This window comes from Ewingella sp. C233 (assembly GCF_055407225.1).
The window spans coordinates 2578276-2601423 of sequence record NZ_JBUZRI010000001.1; the positions used below are offsets into that span (position 1 = coordinate 2578276).

The 23148-nt window shown below is 55.1% G+C and carries 21 protein-coding genes and 1 pseudogene; 12 read left to right on the top strand and 10 right to left on the bottom strand.

Features of this window, described 5'->3' with window-relative positions; genetic code table 11:
• Positions 1 to 254: 254 nt before the first annotated feature.
• Positions 255 to 454, bottom strand: a pseudogene (locus ACZRKO_RS11655) (helix-turn-helix domain-containing protein).
• A 185-nt stretch (positions 455 to 639) separates the two neighbouring features.
• Here ACZRKO_RS11655 and ACZRKO_RS11660 point away from each other — a divergent pair.
• Positions 640 to 942, top strand: coding sequence for a putative quinol monooxygenase (locus ACZRKO_RS11660; RefSeq protein WP_463737326.1), 303 nt, complete (start codon positions 640 to 642; stop codon positions 940 to 942).
• A gap of 76 nt (positions 943 to 1018) precedes the next feature.
• Here ACZRKO_RS11660 and ACZRKO_RS11665 read toward each other — a convergent pair whose 3' ends face one another.
• Positions 1019 to 1381, bottom strand: coding sequence for an NUDIX hydrolase (locus ACZRKO_RS11665; protein ID WP_463737327.1), 363 nt, complete (start codon positions 1379 to 1381; stop codon positions 1019 to 1021).
• A gap of 167 nt (positions 1382 to 1548) precedes the next feature.
• On the opposite strand from ACZRKO_RS11665, the gene ACZRKO_RS11670 reads away from it, so the two are divergent.
• From ACZRKO_RS11670 to msrA, 6 genes are all read left to right on the top strand, one after another.
• Positions 1549 to 2304, top strand: coding sequence for a DeoR/GlpR family DNA-binding transcription regulator (locus ACZRKO_RS11670; protein ID WP_463737328.1), 756 nt, complete (start codon positions 1549 to 1551; stop codon positions 2302 to 2304).
• 147 nt (positions 2305 to 2451) lie between these two features.
• Positions 2452 to 2907 (top strand): hypothetical protein, encoded by a 456-nt coding sequence (locus ACZRKO_RS11675; RefSeq protein ID WP_463737329.1) that lies wholly within the window; start codon positions 2452 to 2454, stop codon positions 2905 to 2907.
• A 372-nt stretch (positions 2908 to 3279) separates the two neighbouring features.
• Complete coding sequence (locus tag ACZRKO_RS11680) at positions 3280 to 4263, top strand: DUF1852 domain-containing protein (RefSeq protein ID WP_463737330.1); 984 nt, start codon at positions 3280 to 3282, stop codon at positions 4261 to 4263.
• Between the two features lie 28 nt (positions 4264 to 4291).
• The gene (locus ACZRKO_RS11685; RefSeq protein ID WP_463737331.1) at positions 4292 to 5323 is read left to right on the top strand and encodes a methionine synthase; all 1032 of its coding nucleotides are present in this window, start codon (positions 4292 to 4294) and stop codon (positions 5321 to 5323) included.
• Positions 5324 to 5660: 337 nt separating this feature from the next.
• Positions 5661 to 7406, top strand: a complete 1746-nt coding sequence (locus tag ACZRKO_RS11690; RefSeq protein ID WP_463737332.1) for a cytochrome c biogenesis protein DipZ — start codon at positions 5661 to 5663, stop codon at positions 7404 to 7406.
• A gap of 18 nt (positions 7407 to 7424) precedes the next feature.
• Positions 7425 to 8141 (top strand): peptide-methionine (S)-S-oxide reductase MsrA, encoded by a 717-nt coding sequence (msrA, locus tag ACZRKO_RS11695; protein ID WP_463737333.1) that lies wholly within the window; start codon positions 7425 to 7427, stop codon positions 8139 to 8141.
• Between the two features lie 10 nt (positions 8142 to 8151).
• Here msrA and ACZRKO_RS11700 read toward each other — a convergent pair whose 3' ends face one another.
• Both ACZRKO_RS11700 and ACZRKO_RS11705 read right to left on the bottom strand, forming a co-directional pair.
• On the bottom strand, positions 8152 to 8484 hold the full coding sequence (locus ACZRKO_RS11700; RefSeq protein ID WP_463737334.1) for a hypothetical protein: 333 nt from the start codon (positions 8482 to 8484) through the stop codon (positions 8152 to 8154).
• 79 nt (positions 8485 to 8563) lie between these two features.
• Positions 8564 to 9400, bottom strand: a complete 837-nt coding sequence (locus ACZRKO_RS11705; RefSeq protein WP_463737335.1) for a siderophore-interacting protein — start codon at positions 9398 to 9400, stop codon at positions 8564 to 8566.
• Between the two features lie 375 nt (positions 9401 to 9775).
• Between ACZRKO_RS11705 and ACZRKO_RS11710 the strand changes: the two genes are divergently transcribed.
• Positions 9776 to 12202, top strand: a complete 2427-nt coding sequence (locus ACZRKO_RS11710) for a TonB-dependent receptor domain-containing protein (RefSeq protein WP_463737336.1) — start codon at positions 9776 to 9778, stop codon at positions 12200 to 12202.
• A 90-nt stretch (positions 12203 to 12292) separates the two neighbouring features.
• Here the strand turns inward: ACZRKO_RS11710 and ACZRKO_RS11715 are convergent, their stop codons facing one another.
• The 5 genes from ACZRKO_RS11715 to ACZRKO_RS11735 form a co-directional block, all read right to left on the bottom strand.
• Positions 12293 to 13009 carry a 4'-phosphopantetheinyl transferase family protein gene (locus tag ACZRKO_RS11715; protein WP_463737337.1) on the bottom strand — a complete coding sequence of 239 codons (717 nt, stop codon included), beginning with the start codon at positions 13007 to 13009 and terminating at the stop codon, positions 12293 to 12295.
• A gap of 17 nt (positions 13010 to 13026) precedes the next feature.
• Positions 13027 to 13785, bottom strand: coding sequence for a 2,3-dihydro-2,3-dihydroxybenzoate dehydrogenase (gene dhbA / locus ACZRKO_RS11720; protein ID WP_463737338.1), 759 nt, complete (start codon positions 13783 to 13785; stop codon positions 13027 to 13029).
• Positions 13785 to 14654: an isochorismatase family protein gene (locus tag ACZRKO_RS11725; RefSeq protein WP_463737339.1), complete on the bottom strand. Its 870-nt coding sequence runs from the start codon at positions 14652 to 14654 to the stop codon at positions 13785 to 13787. Before ACZRKO_RS11725 ends, dhbA begins: the two co-directional genes overlap by 1 nt.
• Positions 14655 to 14657: 3 nt before the next feature.
• On the bottom strand, positions 14658 to 16304 hold the full coding sequence (locus ACZRKO_RS11730; protein WP_463737340.1) for a (2,3-dihydroxybenzoyl)adenylate synthase: 1647 nt from the start codon (positions 16302 to 16304) through the stop codon (positions 14658 to 14660).
• A 125-nt stretch (positions 16305 to 16429) separates the two neighbouring features.
• Positions 16430 to 17659 carry an isochorismate synthase gene (locus ACZRKO_RS11735; RefSeq protein WP_463737341.1) on the bottom strand — a complete coding sequence of 410 codons (1230 nt, stop codon included), beginning with the start codon at positions 17657 to 17659 and terminating at the stop codon, positions 16430 to 16432.
• Between the two features lie 198 nt (positions 17660 to 17857).
• On the opposite strand from ACZRKO_RS11735, the gene fepB reads away from it, so the two are divergent.
• On the top strand, positions 17858 to 18826 hold the full coding sequence (fepB, locus tag ACZRKO_RS11740) for a Fe2+-enterobactin ABC transporter substrate-binding protein (protein ID WP_463737342.1): 969 nt from the start codon (positions 17858 to 17860) through the stop codon (positions 18824 to 18826).
• Here the strand turns inward: fepB and entS are convergent, their stop codons facing one another.
• Complete coding sequence (entS, locus tag ACZRKO_RS11745; protein ID WP_463737343.1) at positions 18827 to 20095, bottom strand: enterobactin transporter EntS; 1269 nt, start codon at positions 20093 to 20095, stop codon at positions 18827 to 18829.
• 135 nt (positions 20096 to 20230) lie between these two features.
• Between entS and fepD the strand changes: the two genes are divergently transcribed.
• Genes fepD through ACZRKO_RS11760 form a run of 3 tightly spaced genes read left to right on the top strand, consistent with a single transcriptional unit; the run spans position 20231 to position 23147 of the window.
• Positions 20231 to 21301, top strand: coding sequence for a Fe(3+)-siderophore ABC transporter permease (gene fepD / locus ACZRKO_RS11750; RefSeq protein WP_463737344.1), 1071 nt, complete (start codon positions 20231 to 20233; stop codon positions 21299 to 21301).
• A gap of 44 nt (positions 21302 to 21345) precedes the next feature.
• The gene (fepG, locus tag ACZRKO_RS11755) at positions 21346 to 22332 is read left to right on the top strand and encodes an iron-enterobactin ABC transporter permease (RefSeq protein WP_463737542.1); all 987 of its coding nucleotides are present in this window, start codon (positions 21346 to 21348) and stop codon (positions 22330 to 22332) included.
• Positions 22329 to 23147 (top strand): ATP-binding cassette domain-containing protein, encoded by an 819-nt coding sequence (locus ACZRKO_RS11760; RefSeq protein ID WP_463737345.1) that lies wholly within the window; start codon positions 22329 to 22331, stop codon positions 23145 to 23147. The genes fepG and ACZRKO_RS11760 overlap by 4 nt, the downstream gene beginning before the upstream one ends.
• Position 23148 lies beyond the last annotated feature (1 nt).

The following is a 23148-nucleotide window of genomic DNA, read 5'->3' on the forward strand; positions in this document are numbered from 1 at the left end:
CTGATACACGTTTGAATTGAAGTGATGAATTTCCCTGCTCCCGGATTCAGAAATTAACATTCTGAATCCGGGAGCAGGGAATATTTAAATTCATCTATTTTTAGAAATATTCACTTATTAAGCTATACGTCTGAATGCAAAAAAAACAAATCACCAAACTCGCAACGTTCAATATATATTCACCTTTTAATACCTGCCTTATTGATCAAGCCAGCCTTATCTCGGACAACTCGCAAGATGGCTTTACCTCCGGGTTAAAAATAGCGGCTTGGCCAGATTTTGGCTGGCGACACACCAAGAGCTTTGGAAATCAACATTTCACCTTTGGGCCATGGCCGACTCAGCGTATTAGCCAATGTTGATGCGCTTAGCCCCGCAAGTCGCGATTGCGCAGCGAGCGTCCTGCCTTATGAAGTGCCGCAATAACATCTGCTTTGTGCCAGTCCTTTCCCATATTCCCTCCTCAGTTTGCGTATTCAGCTATTACCAGTTCATCAGACTATCTAACGGGATGTACTGGTAATCCCCCTGAATAATCTTCAGCGATCCAACGTATTGTCCGTACAACACTAAGAAATCTTGTCCAAAATACGTACTTACCACATAGTGCGCCTGTCCGTTTTTAATGAAGAGTGTCGAATGTTAAAAGTCATTGCCGAAGATTTCATAAAACCTGAGAGTATTGAAACCGTTCTCCCTCTATACCGTGAACTGGTAGCAGCAACGAAGAGAGAGCCTCTCTGCCTTGCGTATGATCTGTATATTGATGAAAAGGATCCGGGACATTTCATTTTTATAGAGGAATGGCAGGACCATGCAGCACTCGATGCGCATTGTGCGAGTGAACATTTTAGACGGCTTGTGCCTCTTATTAATCAGCATATTCGTAAAGAAGCACATTACATTCTTATGGATTGCTTAGTGAGCCCTGAAGGGGCTTAAAGCGGACACGTAACGTCGGCAATAGCCCTGATCCGGCACTTCACACTGCCTAGTTGCAGGCAGTGTGAAGACAAAATCATGCTACAGGGATGTCTTCAAGACAGGTATAAATGGCTAGCCCGTGCTGACGGGCAATATCGATATCCATATCAGCCCCTTTAGAAACGCCTTCAATACGGTAAATGGCATCGCATTTTGTAATAAGCCGGTGCGCGACCGGATAGATCATAGACTCACCGATCTCATCGTCGATAGATTCAGAACCTGCCGCTTTCGCCAGGGGTAATGCCAGCCATTCCCCGATAACGGGGACGTGTCCACGCTGGTAGACCGCCAGCGCTGCATTTTCTAACCTGGCGAGATTCGCTTCGATAAGTTCTTGTTTGCCGTCAGTGCCGCTGCGGTATGGACCTGCAATCAGAATCAGTTTCTTATTCATTGTAACCTCATAAAATGCCCTTCAGAGCCACGTGATAAAGCAACCTAAATGATGTGTATTTCTGCTCATTTTGGTTGCATGCTGGCTTCCCTATACGTAGAGTGAATATCATAAACAGCAACATCGTGCATATTCAAGATAAAACGTGCAACAGCAGGAATACTCTCATGCTCACCAGTCAACGCAAACAACTCATCCTTGACCAACTCTTGGCCGATGGACAGGTACTTTCGAAAGATCTGAGTATCCGGTTTGAGGTCTCCGAAGATACTATTCGACGGGATTTGCGCGAGCTTGCAGCCGAAGGACGTTTACAACGCGTTCACGGCGGCGCTTTGCCGTCATCTTCAGCCGCAGCCACATTTTCTGAACGTAGGTCACTAAAAACAGAAGCTAAAAAGCGGATTGCTCAAAAAGGAGCACAGCTAATTTCTTCAGGCCAGGTGGTGATTATTGATGGCGGGACCACAACGTCAGAGCTCATTACGTATCTTCCGCACGACCTGTGTATTACCGTGGTGACACACAGTCCCAGTATCGCGCTGGGGCTGACAGAGCATCCGGGTATCGAGGTGATTTTGATTGGCGGACGACTGTATAAGCACTCAATCGTCACCGTAGGTGCGACTGCTATTGAAGGTATCGGTCACATTCATGCCGATATTTTCTTTATGGGCGTCACCGGCATTCATCCTGAAGCAGGACTCACCACAGGTGATTATGAAGAAGCGTGCATCAAACGTGCATTTTCCGGCAGAGCTGCGGAAACGGTCGTGCTGGTGTCTCCAGAAAAGATCAACGCCGCATCGCCATTTGTCATTGGCAGCCCCTCGTTAATCAACACGGTGGTGGTTGATAACGGCACCGATGAGAATTGGATCAACAGCCTGGAAGAAAAAGGCGTCACGGTCTTGAAGGCGTAATTTCACGGTTGGTTAACGCGGGTTCCCGGCTACCGGTGGGTGATGAGAACCTAACGCAGTAAATTGGCGCTGAGACAGTTATTTGATATTGAGGTGTGAGGTTGTCATCCTAGATGATTGTGAGCGTTGCCAAATAAAAGGGAAAACATGGCGAGAAGAAAAGAGTTACTCAATATAGCCACAGGCCTGGTGGGTTCATTCAACAGCCGTAACAACGATGACGAGGGTTACTGGGCAATAGGAAGATTAAAATCCTGTGCAATGGCTGAAAGCATTAACACACTCACGTTTGATCTTTTAACCGGACAGGTCACTGTCTATGGGAAAATCTCTCGTTCAATACTCAGCGCATACAAAGAAAAATTATCGACACATCTCACTACACATGGCATTCCAATAACCTGGCTCAGGCACGTTGAAATACACGTTAGTTTTAGCCAGGTTGCCCTACCATCTTACGAAGTGCTCCGCAGCGCATTAGGCGACTTGTATCAATGCCGGTGCATCATCATTGATGATTTAAATCATGAATACAGCGTGAGTACTTATGGACACTGCCTGCCGCATAACCCTGCAAAAGAGTTCCGGTCTACCGGTAGATGATGCTCATCTACCGCAGTAAACTGGCGGTTTCAAGAGCATCGGGATTAAGTTCCTCAACTAAAACGACCGAAAGCAAGCAATGAGCTGCACGGCCCGCCTTCACCCAGAGACCCCTTCAATAATCCCTCTTTTCTTTCATCGCTTTAGTACAGCTGTTCAGCGGGTGACTCTGTGCATCTGCTCTGTCATCATTTTGAACGTACACCTGATCATGAATATGGCTCATGTTTAATGAAATTAAATCACTTTTCCTCAATCAATGACTCAGGCATAAATGTACATTGTTATTAACAATAGAAAATATGAAGATGGCTGAGATAAAAACCAGAAATAAAAACCGTTTTATATCAGACGTCGGGACATCAGATCACAATGAATAAAAAAATTACATTTACTATTAAGAGCCTTCGTTTCGACGAAAATTACAACCCCTCGGAAGATACGCGTATTACGACTAACTTTGCTAATTTGGCAAGGGGTGAGAAACGCCAGGATAACTTGCGCAACACCCTGATAATGATTAACAACCGTTTTAATTCTCTGGCTCATTGGGACAATCCCACGGCGGATCGCTATTCTGTTGAACTTGACATCATTACGGCTCAGCTGAATATCAATATTGAAGGTAAGACTGATACATTCCCGGTCATTGAAATATTAAAAACAAGCATTGTTGATAACAAAACCAACGAACGTTTCGCAGGCATTTTAGGAAATAACTTTTCCTCTTATGTACGAGATTATGATTTTAGCGTTTTACTGCCAGAGCACAACAAGGCTAAAGCCGGGTTTAGCTTTCCAGATAATTTTGGCGAATTGCACGGAAATATATTTAAACGTTTCGTTAGCTCTGATGTTTATAACGATAACTTTAATAAAACACCCGTTATCTGCCTGAGCGTCTCAAGTAAAAACATCTATTACCGTACTGGCAATGAACATCCTGTATTGGGCGTCGAATATCAGCAGGATGAACTTTCCCTGACTGATGAATATTTCGCAAAGATGGGATTACGGGCTCGATATTTCATGCCTAAAAATAGCGTTGCGCCTTTAGCATTTTACTTCACTGGCGACTTACTCAGTGATTACACTAATCTTGAGCTTATTAGTACCATCAGTACGATGGAGACTTTCCAAAAGATATACCGGCCTGAGATTTACAACGCTAATTCCGCAGCAGGAAAACAGTATCAGCCAAGCCTGAATTACCAGGATTATTCTTTAACCCGAATTGTTTACGATCGGGAAGAACGTAGCCAACTGGCTATTGAGCAGGGGAAGTTTACTGAAGAGAACTTCATTAAACCCTATCAAACTGTTCTCGAACAATGGTCTGCGCAATCCGTTCTTTGATTAACTAAAAAATATAAGGTCACCTGTGATGAAAAAATTATTACCGACATCGACGGCGGGCAGTTTACCTAAGCCCTCCTGGCTGGCACAACCTGAAGTGCTTTGGTCCCCGTGGAAATTGCAGGATCAGGAATTAATTGACGGCAAACTGGACGCCCTGCGTTTGTGTCTGGAAGATCAGCAACAGGCAGGTATTGATATTGTCAGTGACGGCGAGCAAACGCGTCAGCATTTTGTCACTACGTTTATTGAGAACCTTAGCGGCGTTGATTTCGAAAAACGCGAAACGGTTAAAATTCGTAACCGCTATGAAGCGAGCGTGCCGACGGTGGTGGGACCGGTAAGCCGACAGAGATCCGTTTTTGTCGAAGATGCGAAGTTTTTACGTCAGCAAACCACACGACCTATTAAATGGGCTCTGCCAGGGCCGATGACCATGATCGATACGCTCTATGATAACCACTACAAGAGTCGCGAAAAACTCGCCTGGGAATTCGCTAAAATTCTCAATGAAGAAGCCAAAGAATTAGAAGCTGTGGGCGTCGATATTATTCAATTTGATGAGCCAGCATTTAATGTCTTCTTTGATGAAGTGAATGACTGGGGCATTGCCACTTTAGAAAGAGCTATCGAAGGGCTTAAATGTGAAACGGCTGTCCACATTTGCTACGGTTATGGCATCAAAGCCAATACAGATTGGAAAAAAACGCTGGGCACCGAATGGCGACAATATGAAGAGATTTTTCCAAAACTGCAAAAATCTAATATCGATATTATTTCACTGGAATGTCAGAACTCTCATGTGCCAATAGAATTGCTGGAGCTTATTCGCGGTAAAAAGGTAATGGTAGGGGCCATTGATGTGGCAACCAATAACATTGAAACACCGGAAGAAGTCGCCGCGACGCTTCGAAAGGCCTTGCAGTTTGTCGACGCCGACAAACTCTATCCTTGCACCAACTGTGGCATGATCCCTTTACCTCGCGCAGTCGCCAGAGGCAAGCTGGATGCTTTAAGTGCAGGTGCAGAAATCGTCCGTAAAGAGCTCCTGGCTAAATAACCTCACCGAATTTTTCCAACATGTGGTGGACGCCGTTTCACCACATCTCCCATCTTCACGACTCTGCGTAAGTTGCCACAAAAAAACCAACGTTATTATAGAAACCACAGGCTCAGCGCCTTACGTTAAACATCCGTGACAGAGTTAAACTTTTCGTTAATAAGATCTCAGAAGGTTCCGGGCAGGGCAAAATAAAGGCAGAGAGGCATTGATGACATTTTTGTCATTCTGCCGTCATTCGTAAGTCCTTGTTGGTTTGGCACAATAGCAGCGTCCAAAGCTGTAAACACCCAAAACAATAATACTTCGCGCCCTTACCCTGCACTAAGGAACGACCATGCTGATCCTTATTCTGGCTTACCTCGGTGGTGTGCTGACCATCGCCAGCCCCTGCATTTTACCCGTGCTGCCGTTCGTGTTTGCCCGTTCAGACCAATCCTTCGCCCGCACCGGCCTGCCGCTACTGGCAGGGATGGCGCTGACCTTTACGCTGGTCGCGACGCTGGCTGCGGTCGGCGGCGGTTGGGTCGTGCAGGCCAATCAGTATGGCCGCTGGCTGGCGCTGGTGCTGATGGCGCTCTTTGGCATCAGCCTGCTGTTTCCAGGCATTGGTGAGCGGATGATGCACCCGCTGGTGTCGGCGGGTAACCGCATGACCAACGCGCTGACGGTGGGCAAAAAGCCGCAGATGGGGACCTCGTTTTTACTGGGGATCGCCACCGGTTTACTGTGGGCTCCCTGCGCCGGGCCTATCCTCGGTCTGGTGCTGACCGGCGCTGCGCTTCAGGGGGCGAATGTTGGCTCCACACTGTTGCTGCTGGCCTACGCCGCCGGGGCCGTTACCTCGCTGACGCTGGCGCTGCTGATTGGGGGCAAAGTGTTCAGCGCGATGAAACGTTCGCTCGGTGCCGGGGAATGGATCCGTCGCCTGCTCGGCGCTGCCATGTTGCTTGGCGTAGTGGCGATTGCCTTCGGGCTGGATACCGGCGTGCTGGCGCGGATCTCCACCGCGTCAACCGGCGGTATCGAGCAAACCTTGCTGACAAAATTTGGCGTGAATAACGCGGCAAATCCTCCGGCGGCGGCCGCAAAAACCGGTGCCACGGGAATGCCGGTGCTGGATGACGAAGGCCCGATGCCTTCACTCGACGGCGCCGTGCAATGGCTGAACTCCCCGCCGCTGACCGCCGCATCGCTTCGCGGCAAAGTGGTGCTGGTCGACTTCTGGACTTACTCCTGCATCAACTGTTTACGCACCCTGCCTTATGTCAAAGCCTGGGCGGATAAGTACCGGGATCAGGGGCTGGTCGTCATTGGTGTTCATGCGCCGGAGTTCGCCTTCGAGCGTGATATCAGTAACGTCACCAAAGAAGCCAAGAAGCTTGGCATCAACTACCCGATTGCCATCGATAACAACTACAGCATCTGGCGCGCCTTCAATAACCAGTACTGGCCTGCACACTACTTTATCGATGCCAAAGGTGAAATCCGCCATACGCACTTCGGTGAAGGGGAATATGCCCAGTCCGAACAGGTGATCCAGCAACTGCTGCGCGAAGCCGGCGCCAAAAATGTTGCGACGTCCATAAGCGACGTGCAGGGCAAAGGCGTTGAACAGGCCGCGGATACGCAAGGCGCACTCTCGCCGGAGACCTACCTGGGTTATATGCGGGCAGAGAATTTTGTGTCTGAAAGCGCAGTGTCCGACGCCCCGGCCGATTACACCCTGCCTGCGGCGCTGGATCTCAACTCATGGGGACTGGCGGGCCGCTGGACGATTGGCGGGGAAAGTATTCAGCTCAATTCCGCAACGGGGCGCATCGCCTATCAGTTCCAGGCCAGAGATTTACATCTGGTATTAGGGCCGGGCAAAGACGGCAAACCAGTGCGTTTTAAAGTCCTGCTCGATGGCAAAGCGCCCGGCGCCATGCACGGAACAGATATCTCAGCCGACGGCGACGGCGTGGTCACTGACCAGCGGCTGTATCAGTTAATCCGCCAGGCCGACAATCAGGGCGAACATACTTTCAGCATCGAATTTTTAGACAGCGGCGTGACGGCTTACGCCTTCACCTTTGGTTAATCACGAGTGAGGTTCAGCATGAAAACATCCAGTGCAGGTTTATTGTCCCTTCGCCGCTCGGGAGTCTGGGGCGTGTTTATCGCGGTCACGGCGTTGCTGTGGTGCAGCATCGCCTGGTCATTTGGTGGCGCAGAAGAGGCCGTCGTCATTGCTCCCCCTGCGCAGGATGAAGCCGCGGCCACCTCTCACAACGAAACCGCCCTGTTTGCCGGTGGCTGTTTCTGGGGTGTTGAAGGCGTGTTCCAGCATGTCAAAGGGGTGAAGAAAGTGGTGGTGGGATACACCGGCGGCACGGCGGAAACCGCCAATTATGGCACCGTCAGCAGCGGCACCACCGGCCATGCGGAGTCTGTCGAAGTGACCTTTGACCCGACTCAAATATCCTACGGCAGCTTGTTGCAGGTGTTTTTCTCCGTGGCGCATAACCCGACAGAATTGGACCGTCAGGGACCGGACAGCGGGCCGCAATACCGCTCGGCGCTGTTTCCGCTGAACGCGTCACAGGCCAACGTCGCGCAGGCCTACATCACGCAGCTCAATAACAGCCACGCGTTTTCCAAACCGCTGGTCACCCGTATCGAAACGCAGAACCACTTCTACCCAGCCGAGGATTATCACCAGAACTATATGGCGGAAAACCCGGATAACCCGTATATCGCCATCAACGATATGCCGAAGTTAACTCAGCTGAAACAGCTGTTCGCCGCACGTTATCTTGACCAGCCGGCACTTTAAGCGGCGGGCGTTACCACGTAGTGCCGTTGGAGCGGTTGATGTAAATCGCGCCGGAAGGCGGTGCCAGTTTACTGGCGCACAAAAACGACAGGTGAACCTCGCGCCCGTCGTTGCTTTCACCGGTGATGTCATACTTGCCGCCGCAAAAGTCGTGGATTTTTCGGAAGGTAACTTCCCGTGAGTGACGATCGATAGGCGCGATAAATGACAGGGTATAACTGGCTTCCCCGCTGACGCCGCTGGCGTTGAGCGGGCGATAGTCCGGTGAACCGACCGGTTTATCGATGCTAGAACACCCTGCCAGCAGGCTAACAGCCACGACCCAAACGCTGATGTATTTCATGCCGATCTCTTTTAAAAAGGACGATTACAAGAGTATCGGCTGAAATGGCGTAAGCATGAATTTTTCGCCGCAGTCCCGGTTAAGGTTTTCTATGCCAGTAAGCCACCGAGCGCACAAAGGTCGGGTCCATGCCCTGCGTCAGCGTGAAATAGTCGCTCATGGTTTTCGCAAACTGCCCTTCGCCGGTCAGCCAGACGAAGTAATCTGCATCCGGCAAGGCCAGGCTTAGCAGCTTATTCATTACGGCGGCGTCAGCCTGTTCCGTGCTCCGCCCCTCGGTGATGATCCACTCGACGCTAATTTCCGGGCCGGGATCCAAATACTCCACGCACTGCGCGCTTTTTGCCCTGACCACCAGCGTGATGTGCGGGTTAGCGCCGCCGTCGCGCAGGTCAGCCAGACGGCGTTTGACCGCCGGCAGCCCGGTCTCGTCGCACACGTAAAGCTGCCAGCCGTAGGTCAAAGGAACCACCAGCGATCCACGCGGGCCACCGATCACCAGCGGGTCACCCGGTTGGGCGTGCTCCGCCCACTGGCTGGCTACGCCACCGTCGTGCAGGTAAAAGTCGAGCGTCAGCTCCTGACTCTCTGCATTAAAGCTGAGCGGCGTGTAGTCGCGGCTCTGCGGCGTGTAGTCGCGGCTCTGCGGGCGCGGGCCTTCCGGCCAGACAATGCCGTCATCGCTGACGGTCGGTGGCGTCACTTCGTCTCCCGGCGTGGCCGGGAAAAACAGTTTGGTATGGTCGTCAAAACCCTTTGAAGAGAAGCCCTGAAGCTGCTCCCCTTCCAGTACGATGCGCTTAAAGCACCCGGCGATGGTCTCAACCTGCTTCACAATAATGCGGCGAAACGCCAGCTCGTTTTTCACCCTGACTGGCGCACCGGTTGGCGATTTTTCTACGTGGTTCTGTTCCATCGTTTCTCTCTCTTCGGGTCACTTGTGCATTGAAATATCTATCTCAGACAGCCGCATGGTCATCTTCAGTGGCCGCTGAGCTGCGATCAATCTTGTCGGATACGTGGTTGATGTTTTGTTTATAAATTGCATCCAGAATAACATTTTACTTGCCATTATAGTGATAACGATTATCATCCGCAACAAGCCGCAAATGAGACATCGCGAAAATAAACTCATATTTTATAAGGATAAATGGCTTTCTCAGGACTGAGAACTCTTTCAGATAACATAAATTCTGATTGTTTTTTATTCGCCACACGTTAGTAAGGATGACGGATAAAAAGGCAGCAAGTGATGAGCATATTTTAATAATTAGTGCGGAATAAAACTAAAATGCTCAAACCTTTTAAAGCGCAGGGAATCGTCAAAAACGTTATTTTTCTGGGGACCATCCTCAGTTCGACTTTACATGCCAACGCAGCGGAAACCGTACAGGACAATAATCAAACTGACGCTGGGAAAACCCAGACGTCAGCCACAGTGAAAAAGAAACCGGTCGTCCGTTCGGCGCAGGATCTGGCGCAAAGCGGTGAAGAAGTGATGACCGTCACCTCCGTCGCAGAAGACAAAAAGCCCGGCTCGAAAACCACCATCACCGCCGCTGATATGCAGAAAAAAGGCGGCAATGATTTTGGCACCATCATGCGTTATGAACCCCTGATCAGCGCAACGGGATCCAGCGGCGGCTCGTCAGCGGGTAAAAGCGGCTTCGACCGTGCAGGTTATACCGGCTACAACATCCGTGGTCTGGAAAGTAACCGCGTCGGTATCGACGTCGACGGCATCCCGCAGCCCAACGCCACCGGCCGCAGTTACGCCAGCCGGGCGGGCCTCGGGACATCCGGGATCGGACGCGATTACATCGACCCGTACATGTACGGCCAGGTGGAGATCGAATCCGGTGCGACGTCGGCAGAACGCGCCAACACGTCAATCGGCGGTGCCGTCTCCTTCCTGCCTAAATCAGCGGATGACTACCTGACCCCCGACAAAACCACCTACTTCGGCTATCAGTCAGATTACGACTCTTCCGACCGCAGCTGGCACAACGGCATGACTGCCGCAGCCGGTGATGAAACGCTGCGCGGCGTGGTCGCTATCAGCCGCCGCGACGGGCAGGAGACCCGCAATAACAGCGGAACAATGGATGCTTATCCGGCTAACTGGCACTCGACGGCGGTCATGACGTCAGGGATCTGGCAGCCCAACGACGTGCATAAATTTACCGGCACGGTCGATTATTACGAGAAGGTCAACCACACCCATTACGACAGCTGGGATAACGCGGGCAACGCCATTTTAGGTACCGCCCGGCAGCAGAGTAATACCCGCCGCTGGGGGCTTAGCCTGAAAGATGAATGGACGCCGTTCAACGATTACGTCGATGCCGTGGTCTCAAAAGTGTATTACCAACAGGCTCAGGCCCATGACCTGACGCAGATGCCTGCCGATGCCACCACCATGGAAACGGTCTACTCCGACTATGACGTTGACACCTATGGCGGCGAAACCAGCTGGCTGAAAACGCTGGGGCGTCATGCACTCAGCGCCGGGCTGAACGCGCGCGTTTCGCAGACCTCGCGCCCGTTCCGTCAGGAAGAGGGTGACACCACCAACAGTTCGATCATGAAGCCGGAATCCGACAGCCGTACTTATGCGCTGGGCGGTTTTATGCAGGACAACATCAAGTTTGACCTCGACGGCCATGACTTCTCCGTCGTTCCGGCGGTACGTGTGGCCTATCAGAAGACCAAACCGCGTAACCTGTCGGAGCTGACCACCGGCAGCACGGTGCTCGACGGTGCCGAAGTCAGCACGCTGTATAGCAAACCGAATACCGACACCCAGGTGCTGCCGTCACTCAGCTTTATGTATGACATCACGCCGAAGCTGATGACTTACCTGCAATACAAACGCGGCGCACAGTTTCCTGACGCCAGCCAGTTATACGGCTCATGGAATCTGGGTTCCTCCTACGCAGGCCGCCAGCAGTATGCGCTGATCGGCAACACGGATCTGAAAACCGAAACCAGCAATAACGTCGAATGGGGCATGAAAGGCGAAGCGATCGAAGGCATGACGTTCAAAACCGCCATGTTCTACAACACCTACAAAAACTTTATCGCCAACACCCGTTATACCCGCTCGGCGAACCCGGCGATGTTTGGCAATGTACCGTCCAATATCTATACGATTTATCAGGCTGAAAACCGCGATAAAGCGTACATCTACGGTGGCGAAGTCAGCACCAAACTCAACTACGGCAGCTGGTTTAGCCGCGTCAATGGCCTGAGCACCACGCTGGCGCTGGGGTATAGCGAAGGGAAATCCAAATCGGGTTATGACGGCGACAAATACGTGGATCTCGACAGCGTACCGCCAATGAAAGCCATCGCCGGCATGGCATGGGATGATCCGTCGGGTCTTTACGGTACAGCCGTCACCGCCACCTTCGTCAAAGGCAAGAAAGCTACCGCAACCAACCGCCAGAGCTACACCAATAACGGCTCGGCGCTGACCGATTCTTCCACCGACTATATGCGTGTGCCGGGCTACGGCATGGTGGATCTGACGGCCTACTGGCAGGCGGCAAAGCACGTCAGAGTCAACGGCGGTGTGTATAACCTGACCGACCGTAAATATTGGGATTACCTGAGCAGCCGGCAGTTGACTGACAACACCAAACAGGATGCCTACAATCAGGCACTGGCCGTGATGCCAGGACGTAATTTCCAGCTCGGGGTGAATGTCGATTTCTAAAACGAAAGGCTAACTGAAAGCGAAACTGAAAAATAGAAAGTACAAGGGCGTCATGCCGTGCGGGTGACGCCCTTTTTATTGACGTAAGCATCAGGAATAAAAAAAGGTAATAACGTCCTGACTGCTCAGCCGGTAGACACCCTCAAAGCGCATTCCGGCGCGGAGTTCAGCGCAAAGCGTGGTGGCTAATTCCAGCGTAAGGCGGCCCGCCTGCTCGTCGAGCGCCACCAGTTGCGCATCCGCAAAACCAAACAGTCTGCCCACCTGCGGATAGAGCATCTTAAACAGGCTCTCTTTAGCGGAGAACGTTAAGGTCAGTAACGTGGAAAGTGGGAGATTCGGATGGCGGCGCAGCAGCTCATATTCGCCACCGTTAACGATCATCGGCAACAGCTCCAGCGCCTGCTGCCCGTCCATCAGGGTTTCAACATCAATCCCCACACCGCCGGGAGGCGATGAATTGCCGCAACGCTGCGCGGTGCAAAGTGCGGTAGTGGCGTTATGGCTGAGCGAGCCACGAACGTTTTTCGGCCAGCACGGCGCGCGGTCGTTACCCATACTGACAGTAAATTGCGGATAACCCAGGAAAGGCAAAACCACCGACGCCAGATAGCGCCCGGCAAGAAATTCCGCGCGCCGTTTGGGTACGGCACGCGTCAGGGAGGGAGGAAAAACGATGCCAAGTTCAGCAAACAGCCCATCATGGTAGGCATCCACCGCAAAGTGGCAGCGCGCAATCTTCCCTGGGAAATGCGCCGCCTGCGGCAGATTCAGCCACTCAACGGCGGAGATAAAGTGATGTGCCACCCCGGCCTCTCTCTTACTTAAGCTCCCAGCGTTGCGCCGCCATCCATCACAATATCCTGCATCGTGATGTGCGTGGCGCTGTCGGACGCCAGAAACAGCACCGCGTCAGCCACTTCCTGCGGCAGCGCAATTTTGCCGAGCGGAATGCCGAGCTTAAACTGCTCAGGGAATCCTGCGATGGTGCGCTGTTCGGCATCCGGCGTTTGCCACATGGCCTGCTGCATCGGCGTGTTGGTGGAACCCGGCGACACCAGATTACAGCGCACACCGAACGGAGCCATCTCTAACCCGACGGTCAGACACAAACTGCGCAGCGCCGCTTTCGATGCGCAATAGGCCGACATACCGACACGCGGCACATGGGCAGCATTCGAGGCGATGCTGACTATCGCACCGCGCTTCTGGCGGCGGAATACCGGCAACGTATGGCGGAACAGGTTAAACGCCCCGCCCGCATTCACGGCCAGACAGCGCTGCCAGTCATCGTCGCTTATCTCATCCGTGGCGCCCATGCGCAAAATGCCGGCGCCATTGACCAGCACATCCAGTACTGGTTGTTTGGTCAGCAGACGTTGGCAAACTGCGGTCACCACCTGACTGTCGGTGATATCCATCACTTCAGTGGGAAACGGGTAATCATCGCCGCTGAAGGTTGTATCGAAACCGGTCACCGTCGCCCCCGCTTTCTGAAACGCCAGTGCGGTGTGCAGACCAATTCCCTGCCCCGCACCGGTGACCCATACCTGTTTACCGCTGAAATCCCATATTGTGCTCATCAGGCTTTTTCTCCGGACAGCAGTGTCCACCAGCCATCAATCGTCGGCGTTTTTGCCAGCGCGACAAAATCGATATCGTCGCGGATTTTCCGCCAGCGGGTTGCCAGCGCCATGATGCGCACCGAGTCCAGACCGTAGTCGATGAGGTTCTCATCGTCGGCCATATCCTCGCAGTCTTCGTCCAGCAGCGGCAGGATCAGCGCCCGCAGCGCCGCTTTACTTTCCATTTGCTGGCCGTTGCTCTGCGGCAGGAGTTCCGCGGTCGTCACCACCCGTCCACAGCGCCCGGCGGTATAGCGCAGCGCCATCAGATGTTCTTCGCGGGAGAAATCAGCCAGTCCGTCGGCCACCATAAAGGGCTGAATATTGCGCATAAACGCGTCGATGGCGGTGGTCAGGCAGCCAATGTGCGCGTACACCCCGCAGATGATTAACTGGTCGCGGCCGCTCTCCTGCAAAATATCCTGTAACGGTGAGCGGTGAAATGCGCTGTAGCGCCACTTCACCAGCACCTGATCGTCACCGTCCGGCGCCAGTGCATCCACCACCGCCTGCTGGTCAGGATGTTTATTCAGGCCCGGTCCCCACATGTCGTTAAGCAGCGCGCGATCTTCGTCACTCTGGTTATTCGGCTGCGCGGTATAAAACACAGGAATGCCTGCCGATTTACAGTAACGGCGCAGCGCCGCGATATTCTCCACCACCTGCTGAATCAGCGGGCTGTCTTCGCCCCAGAAATTCAGGAAGTATTTTTGCATATCGTGGATCAGCAACGCCGCACGCTGTGGCTCAACCTTCCAGCTGACTTTATTGGCGGGCAGTTCACTCGCCGCAGGCAGCGTGTAGGATTCGAGTTTTGGAATGGCCATGAATTATTCTCCCTGAGGCTCAGGCTGTTCTTGTGCAATGAGCTGTTCTTTTAAAACCAACTGCTCGCGTAAAAGCTTTTTATCGACCTTACCGACCGGCGTCAGCGGCAGCAGATCCACCCGCACAAAGCGGTCGGGCAGTTTGAATTCTGCCACGCCAAGCTCGCGCAAATGACGGCGCAGTTGAACGGGCTTGACGGCACTGTGCGTCACCACAAAGGCGCAGCTTTTCTCGCCCATCAGGCTGTCGGGCATCGACACCAGCGCGGCGTTAATCACGCTGTCGTGGCGCAGCAGCAGGTTCTCAATCTCTTCCGCTGCGATCTTTTCACCACCGCGGTTAATCTGGTCTTTCAGCCGCCCCTGCACTTGCACATAACCGTCTTCGGTCAGTGAAATCAGGTCGCCTGAGCAGTAAAAACCCTGCTCATCGAAGGCGCTGGCATTGTGTTCCGGGCTGAGGTAGTAGCCGCGGAAGGTATAGGGGCCGCGCGTCATCAGGCGGCCGGTTTCGCCCACGGGTAATGGATTTCCCTGCTCGTCGGCGACCCAGAGTTCATCGTCCGGGGACATCGGCGTGCCCTGCGTCGTGAGGATATGCCGGTCGTCATCGTCCAGCAGCGTGTAGTTCACCAGCCCTTCGGCCATGCCAAATACCTGCTGTAACTGACAGCCAATCTCCGCCGGAATACGCGCGGCCAGCGTCTCGCCCAATTTCGCGCCGCCAACCTGCAACAGTTGCAAACTGGCGAGGGACGGATACCCTTCCCATTCGTTCATGGCTTGCAACCACAGCGTCACCGCCGGAGGTACAAGCGCCGTGACCGTAATGGCGTGTTGCTCAATCAGCGGGAAACAGACCTGCGCACTGGGATCCGTCGCCAGAATCACCTGGCCGGCACCGAAGAACACGCCGAGCGCACCGGGGGAACTCATCGGGTAGTTGTGGGCAACGGGCAAGGCGCACAGGTAACGGGTCTGCGGGTCAAACCGGCAGATCTCGACGCTGCGACGGATGCTGTAGTAGTAATCGTTATGCGTGCGGGGGATAAGTTTTGGCGTACCGGTGCTGCCGCCGGAGAGCTGAAAGAAGGCCACTTCGTCCGCCGGGGTCGGCGCGGCGGTGAAATCTCCCGCGTCCTCTTCGCGCCAGGCTGCCAGCGAATGTTCCACCTCTGGCGCATTACGCAACGCCATCACCCGCAGCGAAGGATGATCTTTAACAAAAGCATCCACAAATGTGTTGTCAGCAAACAGCGCGTGATGGGCATCGGCAATCAGTAACACGGGCTGGATTTGCGCCGCATAAGCGTTCAGTTCGCTGCGCTGATGGCTGAACAGCGCATTCACCGGCACCACGCCGATTTTCAGCAGTGCGAAAAACACCACGTAAAATTCGGTCACGTTACCCAGTTGCACCAGCGCGGTATCGCCGGACTTCAGCCCGCGACGTCGCAGCGCGGCGGCTAGCCTGTCTGACTGCACAGCCAGCTGGCGGTAAGTGAGCGCGGAAATCGCATCGGTGATGGCAACGGCATCGCTGTGCGCCTGACGTTGTAAAATATCGGTCAGCGGCAGATCCAGCCAGTAACCGCGTTCGCGGTAGCGCTGCGCCAAATCGTCCGGCCAGCGGGTAAATGCAATAGTCATGGTGATATCAATGTCCATACCCAAAGTAATTGGAGTCGCAGCAAGGCGGCAAGCGAGAGAATCCCGATGAGCTGACATGAGTCAGTGATTCGGGTGAACGAGCGCAGCTAACGCAGCCTGCGGCTTCAAGAACAAAGGGTATGCAGGCCGAAGGCGCGCATCATCGTACTGAGTTTGGTGCCGGTTTCTGCCCATTCCGCTTCTGGCGTGGAATCGGGCACGATACCCGCACCGGCAAATAACTGAACCTGATTGGCATTCACCGTGCCGCAGCGGATTGTCACCACCCATTCGCCATTACCCTCGGCATCGCACCAGCCGACGATGCCGCCAAACAGGCCGCGGTCGAAAGGTTCAAGTTGGGAGATCAGCTCACGCGCAGCGACCGTTGGCGTGCCGCACAGTGCTGGCGTCGGATGCAACAGACAGGCCAGCGAAAGCGCGTTTTCGGCACTGTCCGCCACGTCGCCGTCAATAGGCGAAGCAAGATGCCAGAGGGTCGGCGTGCTGAGCAGTTCAGGTTGCGACGGGATATGCAGATGGGCGCAGCGCGGGGCAAGCACTTCGCGCATACCGTCGGTGACGATGTGATGTTCGTAAACGTCTTTGGCAGACACCCGTAGCGCACTTTTGGCGGCGTCATCCTGCACCGGATCGCTGTTGCGCCTGGCCGAACCGGCCAGCGGATTGGAGTGAAAATGGTTGCCGAGTTTTCGCAGCAAAAGTTCCGGGCTGGCACCCAGCAGCGCGCCTTTTTCCAGCGGAACATGGAAGTGATAACCGCCAGGGTTCTGCTCAATCATGCGCGCCATCAGCGCGGCACGATCGACCGGCTGGCGGGTTTCGATCTCCAGCAGGCGCGACAGCACCACTTTGCGTAGCGCCCCGCGGGAAGTCGCTTCTACCGCAGAAGAAACCATCTGCATAAATTCAGGCTGCGCGGGATGTTCGGCTTTGCGGGTCACTTCTGGCAGCGCCCCTTGCGTCACCGGCGTATTATCGAGAAACGTCTGCCGGTCAAACCACTGCACTTCTCTAGGTACAAAAAGCGCAGAGGGTTGCTGCGTATCGAAAGGAATGGCACCGCAGAGGATCGGATGAGCAATACCGGCGTGTCGCGCCTGAGTGAACGCCTGCTGTACCGCCTGCTGGAACGGGCTGTCGGGTGTTTCCCCCCCGGCGGCAGGCAAGGTAAGTGTAGTGAAACAGCCCTGCGTCGCTAAGCTGCGAAAAGGGGAAGTGAGGAAAAAACCCTCGGTAGGCGATATCTCCGCCACGCTTTCAGCACCGGCTCTGCGCTGTTGATCCGTCTGCCCTGCCCCGTTGCCTTTCCCGTCCATCACTACAGCATCCATCAGTCGACTCCTATTAATAAAATGATAATGAATATAATAACGATTATCATTTGCATCTAATGGCGGTAAACTACTCGACGATTTTACGTGTGTCAATAATCGTAAACTGAAGCCATGTGCTTTTTTCACCACAACGGAAAGTTCAAACTCACTGATAAAGTGAGAATTTTCAGCACGCTATACTTGAGGATGTCGAAAGTGAACAATACCCTGATCCACCGTCTGGCCCTTGCGGGCGGGATTTCCGTTCTGCTCTGCAACGCCAGTCTGGCCGCAGAAACGGGCTGGCCACGCGAGATCCCAAGTGCTCACGGCAGCATTACGCTGGCCCATGCGCCCGCGCGGATTGTCTCCACCAGCGTCACCCTCACCGGGACCTTGCTGGCGATTGATGCGCCAGTGATCGCCAGCGGAGCCACCAGCCCCAATAGCCGGATTGCCGACGCGCAGGGCTTTTTCCGCCAGTGGGGCAAGCTTGCCACCGAGCGCAAAGTGCAGCGGTTGTACATCGGTGAACCTAATGCCGAAGCCATCGCCGGGGAAGCACCGGATCTTATTATTATCTCGGCCACCGGCGGGGATTCCGCGCTGAAACTGTATGACCCGCTTTCTGCCATCGCGCCGGTTTTAGTCGTCAACTATGACGATAAAAGCTGGCAGGAACTGGCGTTGCAGCTGGGCGTCGCCACTGGCCATGAAGCGCAGGCGAATGCCACCGTGCGGCAGTTTGATGAGCGGGTTAAAAAGCTAAAAAGTGAGCTGAAGCTCCCTGCACAGCCGGTCTCGGCGCTGGTCTACCGTCCGGACGGCAAGGCAGCCAATCTGTGGACGGCCGCTTCACCACAGGGACAATTACTGCACGAGTTGGGCTTCACGCTGGCCACCGCGCCAGACAGTGTGCACGGCAGCCAGAGCCAGGGCGTACGTAAAGACATCGTGCAATTAGCCGGTGAAAATATGGCTGAAGGGCTGAACGGCAAAAGCCTGCTGCTGTTTTCTGGCGATGACAGCGACAGCCAGCGGCTGATGGACAACCGATTTCTGACCCATCTTCCGGCGGTACAAAACAAGCAGGTTTATTCTCTCGGCAATGACACCTTCCGCCTGGATTACTACAGCGCCAGCAATCTGCTGACGCGGCTGGAAACGCTATTTACTGCTCGCTGATCATTTCTCACTGACCGCACGGGTGGGCGCAGGCTGAGCCTGTTGCCCGCCCGTTATGGTATGGCGTAACGCCCGCATCATAAACGCCAGCACCACGCCAAGCACCGCCGCCGTGAAGCCGAAACTCGCCGAAGTCATGGCCGGTAACATCACCGAGCCCATCGCACCGAGCAGCAGCGCGCCGATGGCATCTCCCGTCACGTTCTGCGCCGTCCACAGGCCGTTAATCCTGCCGAGAAAATCATCCGGCGTCAGGTTTTGAATCAGCGCATATTGCAGCAACGCATTGATGGCGCTGAGATAGCCGAAGACCACCAGGAAAGCTAACCCGAGGCCAAACCACGGCATCAGGCTGAACAGGCCAATGGCGACAAACGCACCGATAGCGGTCATCAGCAGCAGCCAACCGGGGCGCGCCACGTTTGCCACCCGTCCGCTGGTCAGCGCACCGACAGCGGCGCCGAGCGGCACGGCGGCGTACATCAGCCCCAGTTCCGAAGCGCTGACCTGCCAGATCCCCGACAGCGCCGGGTAAAGCACGCGCACCGCACTCGCCATGGTCAGCAGCGCGCCCAACAGCGCCACCATGCCAATCACCCGGTTTTGCAGCAGGAAAGCGAAACCGGAAATCAGCGCCCGCAGCGGATGCTCACGCTTTTGCACCGGCGGCGCGAGCTGCGGCAGCTTCAGCAGCGGAATGAGCGTCAGACCCGTGCCGACGGCCGCCAGACCGTAGTTCCACACCACCCCGCCGCTGGCAATCACCAGCCCGCCGATAGCCGGTGAGAGAATCGACCCGAACCGCACGGTCAGCATGCTGATGGCCCCGGCCTGCACCAGATTTTCACGTCCGACAATCGCGGGCGTCGCCGCCAGCAGTGCCGTCACTCCGACCGCGCCGAAGAAACCGTCCCATACCGCCAGCAGATAGATCAGCGTCAGCGAGGGGGCAGGTAACGCAGCGTTGATGCACAAGCCGATAAACCCGAGGCCGCAGGTGCTGCGTGCAAACAGGATCAGGCGGCGGCGCTCGTAGCGGTCCGCCATGACGCCGCCCATCAGCAGGCCGATAAACATGCCGCTGCCAGCCAGCGTGACCGACAGCCCTACCAGCAGGGTTGAGCCGGTCATGGACTGAATCTGCACCGGCACGGCAATGCCCAGCAAACCGAGTGCCAAAATAGAAATAAAGCGGGCGCAGAAAACCGCACGGAACGTGGCGTGGGTTTTCAGCAGGGAAAAATCGAGCAAAATCGAAGGCTTATTCATTATCAAGGTGTCACATGTGGGTAAAAGGCACAGTCAAAGTAGTGCTATAGCAAGATAACTCATGCTACCATAGCTAAACGCAATAGATAATGATAATAAATATCATTAAGATTAACTTTGGTGTATTTATCCCTTATGTCACGGCCTCTTACGGAACCATCCCCCACGTTTTTCCCGAGGGAAAAGCCGCCGCTACGCGTTCCTTCGCAGGCATGGCTGCGCCGCGCGCTATTTATGTTGCTGGCCGTTGCCGTGCTGGCGCTGGTTATTTTTCTGAGTCTCAGCGTGGGTGCAAAGCCGATCCCGCTCAACACCGTGACGGCCGCCCTGCAAGGTCAGTGCCCCTTGCCCGACTGCGTGATCGTGCGCGATGCACGTTTACCGCGCACGCTGGCCGGGCTGCTGGCGGGCGTGGCGCTCGGTCTGGCCGGTGCGCTGATGCAGATCCTCACCCGCAATCCGCTGGCTGACCCCGGTATTCTTGGCGTTAACGCCGGTGCCGGTTTTGCCGTGGTGCTGGGCATCACCTTTTTTGGTGCGACCGATATCAGCCAGTATCTGTGGTTCGCCTTCGCCGGTTCACTGGTCGCAACGCTGATGGTGGCGTTGATCGGCGCGATAGGTGGCGGAAAAGTCAGTCCGATCCGCCTGACGCTGGCCGGTGTGGCGCTTGGCGCCGTGCTGGAGGGCTTCTCGTCCGGCCTCGCTTTGCTCAATCCGCTGGTGTTTGATCAGCTGCGTTTCTGGCAGGCTGGTTCATTGGATATCCGCAGTATGGAGGTGATCCGCGTCGTGACTTTACCCATTATCAGCGGCGCGGTTCTCGCACTGCTGATGACCCGCGCCCTGAACACTCTGAGTATGGGAAGCGATCTGGCCACCGCGCTCGGTACCCGTATTGTCCCCACACAGCTTTGCGGTCTGCTAGCCGTGACCCTGCTGTGCGGCAGCGCCACCGCAGCGGTGGGACCGATTGCCTTTGTCGGGCTGATTATGCCGCACATCGCCCGCCATCTGGCCGGTTCAGATCCACGCTGGATGCTGCCCTGGACACTGGTGCTGACGCCCATTTTGCTGCTGACGGCGGACATCGCCGGGCGGCTCCTGGTGCCGGGTGAGCTGCGCGTTTCCATCGTGACGGCGTTTATCGGCGCGCCGGTGCTGATTATTCTGGTGCGTAACCGCGCCCTGATGAAGCGGTGTTGATGATGACGACAATCGCCTCTATGCCCCCTTGTTCGCGTAAATTCATGCCTTTTTCACGCCAGATACTCACAATATTTATTCTTATCCTGCTGTGCGCGGTGCTGACCGTCTATGGCCTCGGCAGTGGCACGCTGTCGCTCACACCATGGCAGGTGCTCAACGCCCTGCGCGGCGAAGGCCCGCATAATCTGACAGTCATCGTCACCCAGTGGCGGCTGCCGCGCGTGGCGATGGCGCTGATTTTGGGCGCGGCGCTGGCCGCCAGCGGGGCGATTTTTCAGTCGCTGATGCGCAATCCGCTTGGCAGCCCTGACGTGATTGGCTTCAATACCGGTGCCTACAGCGGCGTATTGGTGGCGATCGTGCTGTTTAACAGCACGATCCTCGGTATTACTTTTGGCGCAATGGCGGGCGGATTACTCACCGCCGTGGTGGTCTATCTGCTGGCATGGCGCAACGGCGTCGACACCTTCCGCCTGATCATTGTCGGTATCGCCGTGCGCGCGCTGCTGGTGGCGGGCAATACCTGGCTGGTGATTTCTGCCTCGCTTGAGTCGGCACTGACTGCCGGATTATGGAGTGCGGGTTCGCTGAATGGCATCACCTGGGCCAAAAACCTGCCCGTCGTCGGCCTGATTATTCTGGCGTGGGGGCTTACGCTGCTGCTCTCGCGGCGGATGCATTTGCTGGAGATGGGCGATGATATGGCCCGCGCGCTGGGCGTGCCGGTCGAACGTTCGAGGCTGCTGCTCATGCTGGCGGGTGTCGCGCTGACGGCGGCCGCCACCGCCGTGGCCGGCCCAATCTCCTTTATCGCGCTGGTTGCGCCGCAGATTGCCCGCCGGTTATGTCCTAATCAGTCCCAGCCGCTGCTTATCGCAGGCCTGACCGGTTCACTGCTGCTGCTGGCGGCCGACGTCGCTACGCAACGCCTGTTCCTCCCCTATCAGTTGCCGGTAGGAGTGCTGACCGTGAGCCTCGGCGGCATTTACCTGATTGGATTATTAATTCGAGAGTCACGCAGAAAATGATGACAACCACCCGCCATACCGCCCCGCTTCGGGGTGAAAACCTGACCCTGAGCTATGACAAGAAAGTGGTCATTGAGGGGCTGAACCTTGCTATTGCGCACGGCGAATTAACGGTGATCATCGGCCCGAACGCCTGTGGAAAATCCACGTTGTTGCGCACGCTCAGCCGCCTGATTTCGCCACAGTCCGGCAGCGTACTGCTCAACGGGCGGCAGATCAGCGACTATGCCACCAAAGAGGTGGCGCGTGAGCTCGGGCTGCTGCCGCAAAGCTCCGTCGCGCCCGGTGATATTCTGGTCGAGGATTTAGTCGGCCGCGGACGTTACCCGCATCAGCGCCTGTTCAGCCGCTGGAGTGAGGCTGACCGGCTGGCGGTAAGCGAGGCCATGCAGGCGACCGGCATCAGCGAACTGGCGGACCGTGCCGTAGATACCCTTTCAGGCGGGCAGCGCCAGCGGGTGTGGATCGCCATGGTACTGGCGCAGCAAACGCCACTGCTGCTGCTCGATGAGCCAACCACCTGGCTCGACATCACCCATCAGATTGATTTACTGGAATTAATGCAGGATCTGAACCGCAATCTGGGCCGCACGCTGGTCGTAGTTCTGCATGATCTCAACCACGCCTGCCGCTACGCCACGCACCTGATCGCCATGCGCGACGGCAAGATTGTCGCCGAAGGCCCACCGGCCGAGATTGTCACTACGGCGCTGATTGAAGAGGTGTTTGGGCTGCGCTGTATGATCATTGACGATCCGGTTTCGCATACGCCGCTGGTGGTGCCGCTGGGAAGAGAGCCTTCGCCAGCGGCCTGAG

What these genes read in the sequence shown, in the direction of transcription:
- ACZRKO_RS11660 (WP_463737326.1), top strand. Translation starts at nt 640, where the DNA reads ATGTTAAAAGTCATTGCCGAAGATTTCATAAAACCTGAGAGTATTGAA.
- ACZRKO_RS11665 (WP_463737327.1), bottom strand. Translation starts at nt 1,381, where the DNA reads ATGAATAAGAAACTGATTCTGATTGCAGGTCCATACCGCAGCGGCACT.
- ACZRKO_RS11670 (WP_463737328.1), top strand. Translation starts at nt 1,549, where the DNA reads ATGCTCACCAGTCAACGCAAACAACTCATCCTTGACCAACTCTTGGCC.
- ACZRKO_RS11675 (WP_463737329.1), top strand. Translation starts at nt 2,452, where the DNA reads ATGGCGAGAAGAAAAGAGTTACTCAATATAGCCACAGGCCTGGTGGGT.
- ACZRKO_RS11680 (WP_463737330.1), top strand. Translation starts at nt 3,280, where the DNA reads ATGAATAAAAAAATTACATTTACTATTAAGAGCCTTCGTTTCGACGAA.
- ACZRKO_RS11685 (WP_463737331.1), top strand. Translation starts at nt 4,292, where the DNA reads ATGAAAAAATTATTACCGACATCGACGGCGGGCAGTTTACCTAAGCCC.
- ACZRKO_RS11690 (WP_463737332.1), top strand. Translation starts at nt 5,661, where the DNA reads ATGCTGATCCTTATTCTGGCTTACCTCGGTGGTGTGCTGACCATCGCC.
- msrA (WP_463737333.1), top strand. Translation starts at nt 7,425, where the DNA reads ATGAAAACATCCAGTGCAGGTTTATTGTCCCTTCGCCGCTCGGGAGTC.
- ACZRKO_RS11700 (WP_463737334.1), bottom strand. Translation starts at nt 8,484, where the DNA reads ATGAAATACATCAGCGTTTGGGTCGTGGCTGTTAGCCTGCTGGCAGGG.
- ACZRKO_RS11705 (WP_463737335.1), bottom strand. Translation starts at nt 9,400, where the DNA reads ATGGAACAGAACCACGTAGAAAAATCGCCAACCGGTGCGCCAGTCAGG.
- ACZRKO_RS11710 (WP_463737336.1), top strand. Translation starts at nt 9,776, where the DNA reads ATGCTCAAACCTTTTAAAGCGCAGGGAATCGTCAAAAACGTTATTTTT.
- dhbA (WP_463737338.1), bottom strand. Translation starts at nt 13,785, where the DNA reads ATGAGCACAATATGGGATTTCAGCGGTAAACAGGTATGGGTCACCGGT.
- ACZRKO_RS11725 (WP_463737339.1), bottom strand. Translation starts at nt 14,654, where the DNA reads ATGGCCATTCCAAAACTCGAATCCTACACGCTGCCTGCGGCGAGTGAA.
- ACZRKO_RS11730 (WP_463737340.1), bottom strand. Translation starts at nt 16,304, where the DNA reads ATGACTATTGCATTTACCCGCTGGCCGGACGATTTGGCGCAGCGCTAC.
- ACZRKO_RS11735 (WP_463737341.1), bottom strand. Translation starts at nt 17,659, where the DNA reads ATGGATGCTGTAGTGATGGACGGGAAAGGCAACGGGGCAGGGCAGACG.
- entS (WP_463737343.1), bottom strand. Translation starts at nt 20,095, where the DNA reads ATGAATAAGCCTTCGATTTTGCTCGATTTTTCCCTGCTGAAAACCCAC.
- fepD (WP_463737344.1), top strand. Translation starts at nt 20,231, where the DNA reads ATGTCACGGCCTCTTACGGAACCATCCCCCACGTTTTTCCCGAGGGAA.
- fepG (WP_463737542.1), top strand. Translation starts at nt 21,346, where the DNA reads ATGCCTTTTTCACGCCAGATACTCACAATATTTATTCTTATCCTGCTG.
- ACZRKO_RS11760 (WP_463737345.1), top strand. Translation starts at nt 22,329, where the DNA reads ATGATGACAACCACCCGCCATACCGCCCCGCTTCGGGGTGAAAACCTG.